The 14,923-nt window shown below is 62.8% G+C and carries 13 protein-coding genes; 9 read left to right on the forward strand and 4 right to left on the reverse strand.

Features of this window, described 5'->3' with window-relative positions:
• Window positions 1-67: 67 nt before the first annotated feature.
• From AC3A4Z_RS01075 to AC3A4Z_RS01105, 7 genes are all read left to right on the forward strand, one after another.
• Window positions 68-664: a VOC family protein gene (locus tag AC3A4Z_RS01075; protein ID WP_498709460.1), complete on the forward strand. Its 597-nt coding sequence runs from the start codon at window positions 68-70 to the stop codon at window positions 662-664.
• A complete protein-coding gene (locus tag AC3A4Z_RS01080) occupies window positions 665-2,791 on the forward strand; it encodes an acetate--CoA ligase family protein (RefSeq protein WP_498709461.1) in 2,127 nt (708 codons plus the stop codon).
• A gap of 17 nt (window positions 2,792-2,808) precedes the next feature.
• Window positions 2,809-3,936 carry an FAS1-like dehydratase domain-containing protein gene (locus AC3A4Z_RS01085; RefSeq protein WP_498709463.1) on the forward strand — a complete coding sequence of 376 codons (1,128 nt, stop codon included), beginning with the start codon at window positions 2,809-2,811 and terminating at the stop codon, window positions 3,934-3,936.
• A gap of 246 nt (window positions 3,937-4,182) precedes the next feature.
• On the forward strand, window positions 4,183-5,883 hold the full coding sequence (locus AC3A4Z_RS01090) for a flavin-containing monooxygenase (RefSeq protein WP_498709465.1): 1,701 nt from the start codon (window positions 4,183-4,185) through the stop codon (window positions 5,881-5,883).
• A 345-nt stretch (window positions 5,884-6,228) separates the two neighbouring features.
• Entirely contained in the window at window positions 6,229-6,978 is a 750-nt protein-coding gene (locus AC3A4Z_RS01095) for an SDR family NAD(P)-dependent oxidoreductase (RefSeq protein WP_498709467.1), read from the forward strand.
• Between the two features lie 78 nt (window positions 6,979-7,056).
• Entirely contained in the window at window positions 7,057-7,596 is a 540-nt protein-coding gene (locus AC3A4Z_RS01100; RefSeq protein WP_498709468.1) for a flavin reductase family protein, read from the forward strand.
• Window positions 7,597-7,631: 35 nt separating this feature from the next.
• Entirely contained in the window at window positions 7,632-8,174 is a 543-nt protein-coding gene (locus AC3A4Z_RS01105) for an NUDIX domain-containing protein (RefSeq protein ID WP_498709470.1), read from the forward strand.
• Here AC3A4Z_RS01105 and AC3A4Z_RS01110 read toward each other — a convergent pair.
• A complete protein-coding gene (locus AC3A4Z_RS01110; RefSeq protein WP_498709471.1) occupies window positions 8,162-8,512 on the reverse strand; it encodes an ArsR/SmtB family transcription factor in 351 nt (116 codons plus the stop codon). The genes AC3A4Z_RS01105 and AC3A4Z_RS01110 overlap by 13 nt on opposite strands.
• On the opposite strand from AC3A4Z_RS01110, the gene AC3A4Z_RS01115 reads away from it, so the two are divergent.
• Both AC3A4Z_RS01115 and AC3A4Z_RS01120 read left to right on the forward strand, forming a co-directional pair.
• The gene (locus tag AC3A4Z_RS01115; protein ID WP_498709472.1) at window positions 8,511-9,383 is read left to right on the forward strand and encodes an NADPH-dependent F420 reductase; all 873 of its coding nucleotides are present in this window, start codon (window positions 8,511-8,513) and stop codon (window positions 9,381-9,383) included. The two genes, AC3A4Z_RS01110 and AC3A4Z_RS01115, sit on opposite strands and share 2 nt — an antisense overlap.
• A gap of 239 nt (window positions 9,384-9,622) precedes the next feature.
• Window positions 9,623-10,162 carry a nuclear transport factor 2 family protein gene (locus AC3A4Z_RS01120; RefSeq protein WP_498709473.1) on the forward strand — a complete coding sequence of 180 codons (540 nt, stop codon included), beginning with the start codon at window positions 9,623-9,625 and terminating at the stop codon, window positions 10,160-10,162.
• 102 nt (window positions 10,163-10,264) lie between these two features.
• Here AC3A4Z_RS01120 and AC3A4Z_RS01125 read toward each other — a convergent pair whose 3' ends face one another.
• The 3 genes from AC3A4Z_RS01125 to AC3A4Z_RS01135 form a co-directional block, all read right to left on the reverse strand.
• Window positions 10,265-11,767 (reverse strand): NAD-dependent succinate-semialdehyde dehydrogenase, encoded by a 1,503-nt coding sequence (locus AC3A4Z_RS01125; RefSeq protein ID WP_498709474.1) that lies wholly within the window; start codon window positions 11,765-11,767, stop codon window positions 10,265-10,267.
• Window positions 11,768-11,842: 75 nt separating this feature from the next.
• A complete protein-coding gene (locus tag AC3A4Z_RS01130; protein ID WP_498709476.1) occupies window positions 11,843-13,528 on the reverse strand; it encodes a thiamine pyrophosphate-dependent enzyme in 1,686 nt (561 codons plus the stop codon).
• 62 nt (window positions 13,529-13,590) lie between these two features.
• Window positions 13,591-14,904 carry a dihydrolipoamide acetyltransferase family protein gene (locus AC3A4Z_RS01135; protein ID WP_498709478.1) on the reverse strand — a complete coding sequence of 438 codons (1,314 nt, stop codon included), beginning with the start codon at window positions 14,902-14,904 and terminating at the stop codon, window positions 13,591-13,593.
• Window positions 14,905-14,923: the final 19 nt, after the last annotated feature.

Here is a 14,923-nt window from a genome sequence, read left to right on the forward strand (position 1 = left end):
TCCCTGCCCGCAGGGGCAGCAGTTTATCCGTTGACAGCAGCCAGAAGGGTAGCGTAGTTATTACATTATGAAAGCAACTATCACAAAGAGAGAGTTCGGGGATGGTGGCAACGGTGCCACGCCCGGCACCGCGAAGGACCTTGGAGGCCTCCCGGAGGTCCATTCCGCAGGTCCTGTTCCAATCGGAAGCGTGGGACAGGTGGGGATCCTCGTGTCGGACCTCGACGAGGCCATCGACTTGTACGGACGCGCCTTCGGCATCGAAGAGTGGAATTGTTACCACTACGACCAGGAGTTCATGCCCTGGTCGCGCTTTGGCGCCGAGGAAGGTGCTTTCGCAATGCGCCTCGCCATGGGCGGTTCCAATCCGCAGATCGAACTCATCCAGCCCTTGGCCGGCCCAAGCATCTACCACGAGTTCACCGAGCAGGGCCGCACCGGCCTCCACCACCTGGGTGTATTCGTGGACAACCTGGATGCGGCGATCGCGCTTATGGAGGGAGCCGGCTACCGGGTTACCCAAACAGCGCGCGGCTATGGCCAGGGCGGCGATGGCGGATTCGCCTACTTTGACACCGACCGTGATCTCGGCGTGGTGGTCGAGGCAATAGAAATTCCGGCTACCCGAAGGCCGGCGACCGTGCGACGGACTGGAGGAATGTAAATGTTGGAGAGCAAGGCTGTTTTGAGCCCCGTGCGCATCGATAACCCGTTGAAGGCAGAGAGTGTAGCTGTGGTTGGTCCCTCCCGGGACCCCTGGAAGACCTCAGGGCGGACACTCGATTACCTATCCCGCCTCGGATTCGAGGGGCGGTACTACGCGGTCAGCAGCGTGCACAAGGAAGTGCTCGGTGTACCCACGGTGGAGACGCTCTCCGACCTCGCCGAGGTGCCCGACGTCGCCGTCCTCGTGGGGCCCGCCGACAGGGTCATCGAGGATCTGCGCGAATGCGTCGCGCTTGGCGTCCCCTTCGCGGTCGCGTTCGCCGCCGGCTTCGGTGAAACCGGCCGGCATGACCGCGACGAGCTGCTCCGTGCGGAATTGGCGAAGGGCACCACCCGACTCATCGGCCCTAACTGCATCGGTTTCATGCACGTTGGCCGGTCACTGACCGCAACCTTCTCATCTGTCCTGCAACGTGGCGCAATTCCGGCCGGTCACGTGGCGATGTTCAGCCAGAGCGGCGGACTGGGAAACGCGCTCATGCAGTCCCTCGCCGCACGCGGCGCCAGCGGATTGAGCGCCTGGGCCAGCTCCGGGAACGAGATTTCGACGGGCTTTACCGACTGGGCGCAGTGGCTGGGCGCTGATCCGGACACGCATGTCCTCACCTGCATCGTCGAGAGCTTCAGCGCAAACGATGATCTCGAGGCCGCTGCAACCGCTGCGGGGGATCGCGGTATCCCGGTCATCATCCTGAAGCTGGGCCGGTCCACCCGCGGCGCGATGAGCGCCCAGTCCCATACCGGCAAACTCGCAGGCAGCGGCCGCGTCGCTCTAAGCGTCCTCCGCCACCGTTTCGGAATGGTGTGCACCTCGCCGGAGCAGCTCCTTGACCTGACCGAGACCTTCGACGTCTTCCACGGGCGGCTCTCCGGCCGCGACCAGGAGTTGACCGTAGTCACCACCTCCGGCGCCCAGGTAGGGCTTTGGAACGACCTGGCCGACGACCGCGGCCTGACGTTCCGCGATCTTGAACCGGAAGCGCTCCACTCAATAGGCGAGGCGGTGGGCAGCAATCACCTCGGCAATCCCATCGACGTCGGAGTACAGTCCACAACTGCTGACTACCTGCGCATCGTTGAGCGGGTTCTCGCCACGACGTCCGGCGGATGGGTCATCGTGACGGCGACCCGGCTTGCGCACGACTTCGATGAGCTGGCGGCCGGTCTCGCCGCTATGACCATCCCGGCGGGAGTACGTGTCATGGTGGTCCCCCTGTCCGAGGACGACCGGGTCACTGCTGCCCAGGCAGGAGTCCTGCGCAAGGCGGGAGTCCTGTCTCTCCCCACAGCCGGGCGGGCATTGGATGCCGTCGCGGCCGCATCCTCCTGGGCGCAGGTCCAACGCACCCGTGCCAATCGCGGCGAGCTGGTAGGGGCGGCGCTCAAGGCGGTAACAACGGGCGGGACGTGCAACCTGACCTGGCGCGAGGTGGCCGAATCCCTGGCCAAGTCCGGCGTTCCTGTGCCGGCAAGCCGTGCCGTCCGTGATGTCGACGGCGTCGTCCGGGCTGCCGAGGAAATCGGCTTCCCGGTAGCGATCAAAATCGATGATGCCGAGATCCTTCACAAGGCCGACGCCGGAGGCGTCTTCATCGGCGTCAATGACTCCGACAGCGCCCGCGCGGCAGCCTCCCAGCTCACATCCATCCAGGGGGAGGCCGCGACGATCTCCGTCCAGGCGATGGCCCCAGGGAAGACCGAAGTCCTCGTGGGGCTCCGGCGCGATCCCGAGTTCGGTCCAGTCCTCGTCATCGGGGCGGGGGGAGGCATGACTGAGGCGATTGACGATATCAGTATCCTTCCGCTGCCAGTGTCCCGGCCGGAGGTCCGCCAAGCTATCTCTGACGCGCGCGTGGTGGCCACCAGCCTTCGCGGGGAAGCCGGCGGGAAGACCCTCGACGCGCTCACCACTACTGTGATGGACATTCTTGCCTGGGCGGAACAGCAAGGAAACATCCACGAGTTCGAGTTCAATCCGATCCTTGCGGACCCGGCAACAGCAACCGTCACAGTGGTCGACGCCGTTGTGTCGGTCCACACCACTTCGGGAGGCCCAACACAATGACCACCGCCACCACCGGCGTGCCTGCAAAGCAGATCACCGATGAAGACGTGGCCTACATGAAGAGCTTCATCGGTGAGTCAGCCGTCGTTGTGCAATGGAACGAGGAGGCCAGCACCGACTCAATCCGCCACTACGCATGGGGGATCGGTGACGAGAACCCGCTGTGGCTGTCGGATTCGTACGCGCAGACAACGCGTCACGGTACCCGGATCGCACCCCCCACATTCCTCTACTCCGTGTGCGACGCCGAAGTCGCGATGGGGATGTCGGAGGGCATCCAGGCTATCCACCTTGATGCCGACCTCGACTTCCGCCGGCCGATACGCCTGGGCGAGCGGGTCCGCGCCCGCGCCTTCGTCGAAGACGTCCGGGAACGCGTGGGCCGCCGCTCTGGTCGCCTGGTGGAGCAGGTGGGGCGCACCGATTACTTCGTCGGAGAGGAACTTGTCGGGATCGTCCGGAATACGATCGTGTGCGTGGCTCGAAGTTCCGAGGGCCAGCGCATGCACGAACCGCGCGACCCCCATGTCTACACGGACGAGGAAAAGGAACAGATCCGGGCCGCGATCCTGGCTGAGGAGATCCGCGGCCGGCGCACGCGCTTCGCGGAGACGGTGTCCGTCGGCGATGTCCTACCGCAGGTCGTCAAGGGTCCACTCGACCTCATCACCATGACCGCGTACTATGCCGGAGCGATCGGTACCGCCGGCTACCGCGGGGTCGAGACCCGCGTGCGCCAACAAGAGCGGGTGCGGAACGGGGACCCAAGCGCGCCGACGAACCTCGGTCCCGAGCACTTCCTCTCCGAGCCCTTCCCGAGTCTGGGGCACCAGGACGCTGCTATGGCGCACGCGATTGGCATGCCCGGCGCATACGACAACGGCAATCAGCGCGTCTCGTGGATGGCACACTGCGTGACCAACTGGATGGGGGACGACGCGGACCTCGTGTCGCTTTCGGTGCGCATTAAGCAGCCCGGAGTCTTCGGCGACACCCAGTGGATCGGAGGCGAGGTCACCCGCGTGTTCCGGGACGAGTCCCACGGAGCATGTGCTGAAGTCACCGTGAAGGCCATCAATCAGCTGGGCGTGGAGACCACGAGTGCCGTAGCGGTCGTCTCGCTGGCCGAGACCCGGAGCAGCTGACCCACATCCGGGCGAAGCGTTAATAGCTGACGCTTTTTCCCGCCTTATTGGCGTCCATTGCTATGCCGGTCATGACCTGGCGGCTCTTAGCGTTATTTGTGAACGAAGATCGGCGAAGTTGCCGATGCACTGACATCAAAGGAGATCCGGTGGGCTTTTCAAAAGTACGAAACCAGGATGGCTTGCTCCATCCAACGAGTGGTGACGCCAGTGACCAGTGAAGACGCGCGTCCAGGGAGCGAAGCCATGACAAACAACCACATCCAGAACCCCGCGGGTGAGACTGAGGAATATTCGGTCGTTGTGATCGGCGCGGGCATGGGGGGCATTTACGCGCTCCACCGGTTCGCAGACCTGGGACACGACGTACACGGCTTCGAAGGAGCAGACGGCGTCGGGGGCGTCTGGTATCACAACGCCTACCCCGGTGCCCGCGTGGACTTGGAGAGCCACAGCTACGCCTTTATGTTTGATCCCGAGCTTTACGCGGGATGGGACTGGAGCGAGCGGTACGCCGCACAACCCGAAATCCTGCGGTACTTGAACTACGTGGCGGACCGCCTCGATGTCCGCCGCAACCTGTCACTGAGCACCTGGGTGACGTCCGCCGATTGGCAGCCCCAGGAGAACAAGTACCTCATCAAGACCAATACCGGCCGGACGGTTTGGGCCCGCTATCTGGTGATGGCGACAGGACAGCTCTCCAAGCCGCGGAAGCCGGACTTCCCGGGACTCGATGATTTCGAGGGGGAGTGGTATCAAACCGCACATTGGCCTCAAACCCCCGTTGAAATTGCCGGCAAGCGCGTGGCCCTCATAGGGACAGGATCTTCGGGTGTGCAGGCTGCCACGGAGATGGCCAAGACAGCCGCGCAGCTCTACGTCCTGCAGCGGACCCCGAACTACTCGATCCCTGCCCACAATGGGCCGGCGGACAGGAGGAAGAAGGCCCGCCTCAATAAGAAAGTTCTGCAACTCCGTGACGAGTCGTACAATTCCCCGGTCGGCTACGTCATGCAGGGCTTCGCCGGTAAGGCTTCGGACTTCTCCGAAGAACAGCAGCAGCAGATTCTCGAGTCCAGATGGGCTTTCGGGGGCCAGACGCTGCTCGGAACTTTCTCGGACCAGGGGACGAATATCGATGTCAACAACGTCGTCGCCGAGTTCGTGCGCGGCAAGATCCGAGACATGATCGATGATCCCGAGACCGCCGAGAAGCTGATGCCCACCTCATACCCGATCGGCATCCGTCGGCTCTGCATTGATACCGGGTACTACCCGATCTTCAATCAAAGCAATGTTAGTCTCGTGGACTTGAGAAGTGATCCGATCGAGCGCATCACCAAGACGGGGATTAAGACCCGGGACAATGAGTACGAGGTTGACCTGATCGTCTTTGCACTCGGCTTCGAGGCCTTTACGGGTGCCCTCGACCAGGCCAACGTCCGCAATGAGCACGGCCAGCAGCCGAGCGACCGGTGGAAGCATAAGCCGCAGACCCACTTGGGCGTGATGACGCATGGATTCCCGAACCTGTTTATGCTCACCGGCGCGCAAAGTCCGAGTGTCCTCGCAAACTTCTTCGTGGGGAACAACCAACACGTTGACTTTGTGGGGGATATCATTGCGCACGCCGAAAAGAAGGGCGCCGTCCGCATTGAGGCCAGCCTTGAGGCAGAGCGGGAGTGGGGCGACCACTGCAACGAGATCGCGGCGCCGCTCTTGCGCCGTGCCGTGGACAACTATATGGTCCACGTCAACAAATACGACGGCTCGCGCTATTTCATTCCGTATGCCGGTGGCTTCGACAAGTACGTCAAGAAGGTCGAAGAAATCGTCTCCGACGACTACCGTGGCTTCGTGTTTACGAAGGATTTTGCACCTGGCAGTTCAGGACAAAGCGCGAACGAAAGCCGGAGCCTTGACGCGGTCCTCGCGGCGAAGTAGATAGGCAACCAAGGGGCTCTCCGCAAGCCGGACTGGTCACCCAGTTCAGGCTTCCGGGGAGCCTTCTTGTTTTTGTGAATGTTCGCAGAGGCGCAGCGCAAGGGCACATGGCTCGCTTTCATGAAGGAAGTACTTTGGCGCAGTTTCCTTCCTTATTGGCGTTGATGGCCATGCCGGTGCAGCCCCACCCGCTCTTAGCGTTGATTGTGGGCGGAATCAGCAGAGAAAGCCGACGCACTGACATCGAAGGTGATCCGGTGAGCTTTCCCAGTTCAAAACCCACATCCGGCCGCCGGCGCCAAGGCCGCGACTACCCAAAAACTACACGGATATTAAGGAATGACAATGAGCAACTTACTCGAAGGCAAGACCGCCATTATCACCGGTGCCGGCTCAGGCATGGGGTTGGCAACTGCCCGCCTGTTTCATCAGCACGGCGCAAACATCGTGTTGGCGGACTTCTCCGGGGCCCAGGAAAAGACGGCCGTGGAGCTCGGAGATCGCACGGTGCCGATCCAAGCTGACATCTCAAAGGCGGCAGACGCAAAGGCCATGGTGGACCTGGCCATCAGCGAATTTGGCGGACTGGATATTCTTTGCAACATTGCTGGGGCAAATGCTCCAATGGTGCAGCATCATGAGGCGCTGGAGTCTGACTTCGACAAGATGATCAATGTAAATCTCCGGGGCGCTTTCCTCACGATGAAGTATGCCATTCCCGCCATGGTGGAGCGCGGCGGCGGATCGATAGTCAACGTGGCCTCGGCCGCTGCCCTGATGGGAACGCCTCTGTACGGCAGTTACAGTGCAGCCAAGACTGGCCTCCTCGGGCTGACACGCACTATCGCCCTTGAGTATGCCGAGCAGAATATCCGCGCCAACTCCATCTGCCCCGGCCCGATTCGGACGCCAATGATGGAAGAAGCCCTCGCGGAAAACCCCGCGGCAGCCGACTATCTGATCAATATGGTGCCGCTGCGTCGCGTCGGTACCGCAGAAGAAATCGCGGACGCGGTTCTTTTCCTTGCCAGCGGGCAGTCTTCGTTCATTACGGGCGTGGCACTCCCCATCGACGGTGGACAGACCGCCGCATAACTGCCTTGTCGTATTCGATTGGGGTGTGGTGGCCGGGCGATCACACCCCATCGAGCGGCGGCGAGAGGAAGGGAACTGATGACCCAAAAATTTATGACTCGTCCCAAAGTAAGTGAATTCGGCGCCGACCCCATGGTTGTGCGAAGCACATTCGCACAGTTTCCGTCGGGCGTGGTGGTGCTCGCCGTGGAGGCAGGTGGCGAGAAGCACGCGCTCGTCGCGTCGTCGTTCATGGTGGGAGTGTCGCTCGAACCGTGCCTCGTCGCGGTCGCTGTCCAGAAATCGTCGGAGACATGGCAACAGATCCAGGACGCCGCCACACTCGGTGTCTCGATCTTTGGCAAGGGCCAGGGACACCTGACCCGTAAGCTCGCGGGCAAGGAACGCGCTACCCGCTTTGAACAGGTCGCTATCGAAATCGGCGAGGACGGGGCTGTGTTCATAGAGGACGCTGCACTGTGGCTTGAGTGCTCAATCCACGAGGTTTCGGAGGCCGGTGACCACTGGATGGTCCTGCTCGAAGTCAAGAAGCTCGGCGTCGGCGAAAACGAGCCGCTCATTTGGCACGGCGCCAAGTTCCGCGAGCTTGTCAACGCCCAGTCGGTCGACGTTGTGTAGGAGATTGAGCGGTTGGTGTGCGTTGGAAGGACACTATGAGCGTCGTTGATGCGGAGCCCGGCGGGAGGTTTCCCTCGCGCGCTGAGCATGGCATCCCTGCGGACCGTACCGTGATAGCGGCGGTCATCCAGTGGCGGGACAAGATTGCCCTATTCAGAAGAAGTGGAAATCTTGGCCACGATAGTGGCCTATGGCACTGCATTACCGGTTTCATGGAAGCCGGGGCGACGCCTGAACAGCAAACCCTTGAGGAGTTGTTTGAAGAAGCAGGTCTGCAACCCAAAGACCTCCTGGGACTCCTGCCGGGACCGAACTTAGTGGTGGCTGACGGCTTGGGCAATCCGTGGCTCATCCATACCTTCACCGCCTTGACGTCCCGACGCCGGCTGAAGATCAATTGGGAAAACGACGCCTACCGGTGGACCGCTCCGCACAAGACGAAGCGATTCGCTAACCGCGTGGACTGGCTGGACAACGTCCTCGACGCGACCGGCCATGTCCCGCGTACCGTTCCGTCACCTGAGTCCGGGGCGTCCCCGGGCTGGATCCTGGGTGCCGCAACATGTCAGGAGGCTTGACGATCTCCGTGGTTGAAGTGGGCAGCCTCCTGGAGGATCAGGTTCAGCAGGCCGGGGAACCGGGTATCCAGGTCATCGCTGCGTAGCCGGCTCATGCGGCGGACACCGACGTCTTGCTGTTTGATCACGCCGGCCTCCCGCAGTACCCGAAAGTGGCGCGTCCCGGCGGACTTTGTTACCGGCAAGGCAAAGTCAGTGCACGGGATGTCCTCGCTGCTGTCAGCCAGTTGCATGACGATTCCCAGCCGTACCGGGTCTGTCATGGCCGCCATCAGCCGGAACAAATCGATTTCGCTGACGTCGGGGTGGGTCAGGGGGGTGGAGTTTCGGCTGGCCATGCGCCCATCCTATCGGCATTCCGTCTTATGTTTACGTCAATGCGAACATAGGATACGTTTAAGCCCAGGCCCACCGATCCAGTGCGTGCCACACCAACGGGCCGCACCGAGCAGGTGCCCGCCCATCCCACGACTCTCAACTGAGGAAACAACTATGCCCACCCTTGGAATCATTGGCAGCGGAAACATTGGTGCTGCCATCGCACGTCTGGCCGTGAGCGCCGGCGTCCCTGTAGTGCTTTCCAATTCCCGCGGCCCGGAGACTCTTGCCAGCCTTGTCTCAGAGTTGGGGCCCCTGGCTTCCGCCGGCACCATCGAGCAGGCGGCAGAGGCCGGAGAAGTGGTTGTGTTGTCCGTGCCGCTAACGGCGCACACTGCCATTCCAGCTTCCCTGCTGGAAGGGAAGGCTGTACTCGACACCACCAACTACTACCCGTTCCGGGATGGAAGGGTTACGGAGCTTGACGAGGAAAGGATGACTACGAGCGAGCTCGTCCACCGGCACTTCCAAGGAGCCGGGCTGACGAAGTCCTTCAGTAACATCCTGGCCCACCACATCCCCCTGCTGGCGCGCCCCGTCGGTGCACCTGATCGCACCGCGTTGCCGGTGGCGGGCGATGACGCCTCTGCCAAGGCCAAGGTATCAAGGCTCATCGAGCAGCTGGGCTTTGACACTGTGGACGCCGGCACGCTGGCTGAGAGCTGGCGCTTCGAGCCCGAAACCACCGCCTACACCAGGCTGTACGTGGCCGATCCCTCGACCCCGGACGAGCTTCTGCTCGAATCTGCGGCCGCGCCCTTACCGGCTGAGCGTCTGAGCGAGGCACTGCAGCGGGCTGAACCGGTGCGGGTTGCTGCGCGCACCTTTTAGAAACCATCCCACGCCTGCTGGCCTTAATGGCATGCCTATGACGGCGGCATTAAGGCCAGCGGCGCATGCGGGTCCTTACCGGTGCCGGTGGCGGCCATCCCGGCAGCCGGCGCCTGACGCAGTTTCCTAACTGCATGGCGCCTAAGAAGCTACCCGTCCAGCAACGCCTGCTTTTAGCGTTGTTTCTAACGAGGGCGGCAAAGATGCTGCCTGGCGTTTGGAACAGAAAGTCTGGATACATGTCTCTCACAGATGCTCAACTGACTGAGCTGTATGACAAGCAAGCCCTCCACGACAACCTGATGCTGTATGCGAGGGGCGCCGACCGGCACGACCGCGAGTTGATGAAATCCACGTACTGGCCTGATTCATTCGATGATCACGGCAGCTACGTCGGAGACGGCCATGGGTGGGCCGATGCCGCCATGACCTGGCACGATAAGATCCACAGCTGCAGCCACCACATTTCCAACGTGCTGTCCGAGATCGACGGGAATCGTGCCAAGCGCGAGAGCATGTTCATCTGCGTGGTCCCGTTTAAGGACCCTGAGGTAACCATGTTCCAGGCTGGCCGCTACCGCGACTTGTGCGAGAAGCGCGACGGCGTGTGGAAGATCCTGCACCGCACCTGCATCTGGGACTGGATCGACGTCCGGCCCGTCAACTCGGACTGGGATGTCGTGAATGTCCCTCGGGTCTCGCACTGGGGAGCCTGGCATCCTGAGGACCCGATCTACCTCGACTGGATCGACAGCCCTCCGACGGAATTCTCCCGGTAGCCCTGAACCTGCAGCGGCCCGCGTTCCTTTCCTGAGCCAACAGCCAAAGCGCCGGCCGGCCCCACTTACGGGCCGGCCGGCGCTTTTGGCTGTTATCCGCGGTTAGTTCGCGTAGGGGTCGGCGATGCCGATGTACTGCGTGGTGGTGTATTCGGCGATGCCTTCTGAGCCGCCTTCGCGGCCGAGGCCGGACTGTTTGACGCCACCGAAGGGGGCTGCCGCGTTGGAGATGATGCCGGCGTTGAACCCGACCATGCCGAACTCGATCTGTTCCGCCAGCCGGAGGAGGCGGTTGAAGTCGCGGCTGTAGAGGTAGGAAGCGAGGCCGTATTCGGAGGCGTTGGCGAGCCGGATGGCTTCTTCCTCGGTTTTGAAGGTGGTAACGGGGGCAACGGGCCCGAAGATTTCCTGGCCAAGGATGGCGGCGTCGTTAGGGACATTACCGAGGACGGTGGGTTGGTAGAAGTATCCCGGTCCGTCCACGGGTGCGCCGCCGGTGACGGCTACCGCTCCGGCGTCGACGGCGGCTCTTACCAGGGCGTGCACGTCCTCCCTTGCTCCGGCATCGATGAGCGGGCCGACCTGCGTGGCGGGTTCGGTGCCGCGCCCGGTAGCCAGGGCGCCCATGGCGGCGGCGAACTTCTGCGTGAACTCGGCGGCGATGTTTTCATGGACGAGGAAGCGGTTGGCGGCCGTGCAGGCTTCGCCCATGTTCCGCATCTTCGCTGCCATCGCCCCTTCGACGGCGGAGTCCAGGTCGGCGTCTTCAAAGACGATGAAGGGGGCGTTCCCGCCGAGTTCCATGGAAGTCCGGAGCACGTTCTGGGCGGCGTCTGCCATGAGGCGTTTGCCCACGGGGGTGGAGCCGGTGAAGGAGACCTTCCGGAGGCGGGAGTCCTTCAGCAGCGGCCCTGAGATCCCGGAGGCGGAGGAGGAGGCGACGACGTTCAGGACGCCGGCGGGCAGGCCGGCGTCGAGCATGGTCTGCGCAAAGTACTGCGCCGTCAGCGGGGTGAGCTTGGCGGGTTTGAGGACCATGGTGCAGCCGGCGGCGACTGCGGGGGCTACTTTGCGGGTGGCCATCGCCAGGGGGAAGTTCCAGGGGGTGATGAGCAGGCAGGGTCCGACGGGTTTGTGCTGGACGAGGATCTTGTTTTTGCCTTCGGGGGTGGTGAGGTAGCGGCCGTAGTCGCGAACGGTTTCCTCGGAGAACCAACGCAGGAACTCCGCACCGTAGGTGACCTCGCCCCGAGCTTCGGCCAGCGGCTTGCCCATCTCCAGGGTCATCAGCAGGGCGAAGTCCTCGGCCCGTTCGGTAAGCAGGTCAAAGGCCCGGCGCAGGATCTCGGCCCGCACCCTCGGTGCTGTCCGCGCCCAGGACGCCTGCGCAGCATCGGCGGCGTCCAGGGCGGCGATGGCGTCCTCGCTGGTAGCGGAGGCGAGGGTGGCAAGTACCTCTCCGGTGGCGGGATCCTGCACGTCGAACGTGCCGCCGTCGGACGCGTCCCGCCACTGCCCGCCAATCAAAAGGCCGGTCGGCACGGACGCGAGAAGGGAGGCCTCACGCTCGGGTGAAACGGCAGGGGACATTGTGGAAACAGTCATAAAGGAAGTCCTTAACAGTTGTAGGGGTTTCGGCAGGCTCAACCACCGGTGCAGTCCCGGGGCTGGTGGGGAGGGCTAGTAGGCTTTGACCCGCTGCTCAACCACCAGATGGATGAGCGCGAAGACGCGGTCCTCGTCGATGGCTCTCAGCGCCGCTGTGATAGCGGCAGGAATGTCAGCATCGCGTTCCACCTTGATGCCGAAACCCCCAAAGGCCTGTGCCATGAGCGCGAACTCCGGGTTTTTCAATTGGGTGCCCGAAACACGATCGGGGTAATGCCGTTCTTGATGCGTGCGGATAGTCCCGTACTCCTGGTTGTCCATGACGACCACCAGGGGAGTGGCGCCGTATTGGGCGGCGGTGGCAAGCTCCTGTCCGTTCATGAGGAATTCGCCGTCTCCGGCGATGGTCACCACGCGCCTGCTCGGGTATTCCAGGGACGCTGCGATGGCGGAGGGGACGGAGTAGCCCATGGAGCCGTTGCGGGCACTGATCATCGAGGCGTAGCGCTGGGTGGGAAAGTAGCGGTGGGCCCAGTTCGTGTGCTCGCCTGCGCCCAGTGTGATCATGGCGTCATGCGGGAGGGTGGGGACGAGGTTGGCCATCAGGGTGTCCATCCGGGCTGGACCAACGGACGGCGTCGCTGAGGGAAGGGCCGCGAAAGCAACCTGCTCCGCACGCATCTTTGCCGTCCAACTCTTCCACTCATCTTTGACGGGAAGCTCGATCTTCGCGAGGTCGCGGACGAAGACATCCGGCTTGGCGACAATTTGGTAGGAGACGGGTCCCGAGCGGCCACGAAGCGACGGGTCGATAGTGACCAGGAAGTTCTTTTTTGACCAGTCCTGACGGCAGAGGAATCCATCCGTAATGACGTCGCCAGGGACTGTGCCCACAAAAACCAGCAGGTCAGTTTCTTCGAGCAGGTCATAAGTGGGCCGCGGACGGCCATAACCTATGGGGCCAACGTAGGAGGGGGAATCAAACGGAATGGTGCCCTCGGTGCGCCACTCGGCCGCTGCAGGAATGTGGTGCTTCTCCAGCCATCGTGTGAGCTGGTCCGCCCCTTCTTGCGTCCAGTCGTTGCCTCCCGTGACGAACAACGGCTTGCTTGACGCGGCCAGGGCGCCGGCCAGAGCAGCTGCGTCCACAGTAGTCATGCCACCTGTAGCGACAGGGATGGGGGGATGAATATCGGCCGGGATTTGCTGGCGGATGACGTCCTCGGGCAGGCCAACGACGACGGGACCGGGCCGCCCGCTCATCGCCGCGAAAAGGGCTTCGGCGACGATTTCGGAGGCACGCGCGGCGTGGTCCAGGACCATCACCCGCTTGGCACCGGTGTCGAACCAGGCCTTGATATCGAACTCCTGGAAGGCCTCGCGGTCCCGGTGGGCGAAGGGAATCAACCCCACGAACAGCACCATGGGGGTGGAGTCCTGCCACGCGGTGTGAAGTCCTACGTGGGCATTGGCGGCGCCGGGCCCGCGGGTAACCATCGCAATGCCGGGCAGCTGGTTCATCTTTCCGTCAGCCTCGGCCATGTACGTCGCCCCACCCTCGTGGCGGCACACGATGGTTTCGATGGACGAGCCGTGAAGTCCGTCAAGGACGTCAAGGAAGCTCTCGCCCGGCACCACATGGGCCCGCTTGATGCCGTGGGCGGCCAGCGTATCGACGATGACGTGCCCGGCGGACTTACGGGATTTCGGCAGCAGATCCCCTGGCAACTCGTCTTGGTCGGCTGTTACTTGAGTCATGGATAAAACCTTTTCGCTGGATGCCGCGTCTTTGCGCAACAGGATTCAGTGGGGGGACGCGGTTACAGGAGAATGCTGAGCGGGTTCTCGATGCGCGCTTTGAAAGCGGCCAGCAACTGTGCTGCTACTGCGCCGTCGATTACCCGGTGGTCTGCGGAGAGGGTGCAGCTCATGACCGTGGCAACTTCCAGCTGGCCGTCGCGCACCACCGGACGCTGCTCGGCCGCCCCGACGGCCAGGATCCCTGCCTGGGGCGGGTTGAGGATGGCGGAGAACTCCCGTGTCCCATACATTCCCAGGTTCGTGAGGCTGAAGGACCCGCCGTCGAGTTCCTGTTGCCGGATCCGGCCAGCGGCCGCACGTTCTTTGTAGTCACCCATGGTCCTGCCCAGGGAGCTGAGCGAGAGGGTTTCCAGGCCGCGGACCACCGGTGTCAGCAGGCCGTCCGTGGTGGCGATGGCCACGGAGACATCCACCGTGGAATAGCGGCGGATGGCGTCTCCTTGCCATGACGCGTTCGCGGCAGGCACGTCTACAAGTGCTCCTCCCAGTGCTTTCAGGACAAGATCGTTGACGGTTGCCTTCTGGTCCGAAGGGAGCGCGCCCTGGTTGATTTGCTTCCTCAGAGCCAGGAGGGCGTCCATTTCGACATCGATGGAGACATAGAAATGGGGAACGGTTGTCTTTGACTCGGTGAGCCGCCGTGCGATGGCCTTGCGCATGCCCGAGAGCGGTTCGTCCTGGAAGTTTTGCGCGCCGCCCGTCTGGGATGTAGCAATTGGGTCAGCGGGGAGGAGATCTTCGGCCTGGGAGACGCGTTCCGGACTTGCCGCATGCTGCATGCGGGCGGCTTCGACGTCCCGGCGAAGGATCCTGCTGTTGGGTCCCGAGCCCGTCAAAGATGAAAGGTCGAGGCCAAGTTCTTTAGCGAGCTTCCGGGCTAAGGGCGACCCGAATACCCGCGAGTCCCGTCCCTGAGCATGGCTGGACGGCTCCTGGCTCGCGTCCGGAGCCGCAGGCCGCGTGTCCCGCCTGGTTGTTGGTGCTTCAGTGTCCTCGGGCACGGGATGCTCTGCAAGGCTGTGCGAAGCACCGCCGGCGGAGGCGATCTGCTTGTCGATGGACGCCTCGTCCTCTCCTGCTTCGACGAGCACAGCAATGGGCTCGCCGACACCCACAGAAGTTCCGGGCCGTATCAACAGTCTTCCGACAGTACCCGGAAACTCAGCCTGCAGTTCAACTGTCGCCTTTTCAGTCTCAATTTCGGCGATGGGCTGACCTGCGGCGATGGTGTCGCCTATTTTCACGAGCCAGTCCTGGAGAGCTGCCTCGGTGGCGTCTGCGACGACGGCCGGCATTGTAATGATGGTTGCCATGATGAATGTCCTTCGATGG

The sequence above is a fragment of the Arthrobacter sp. Soil_C_49 genome (genome assembly GCF_057656635.1).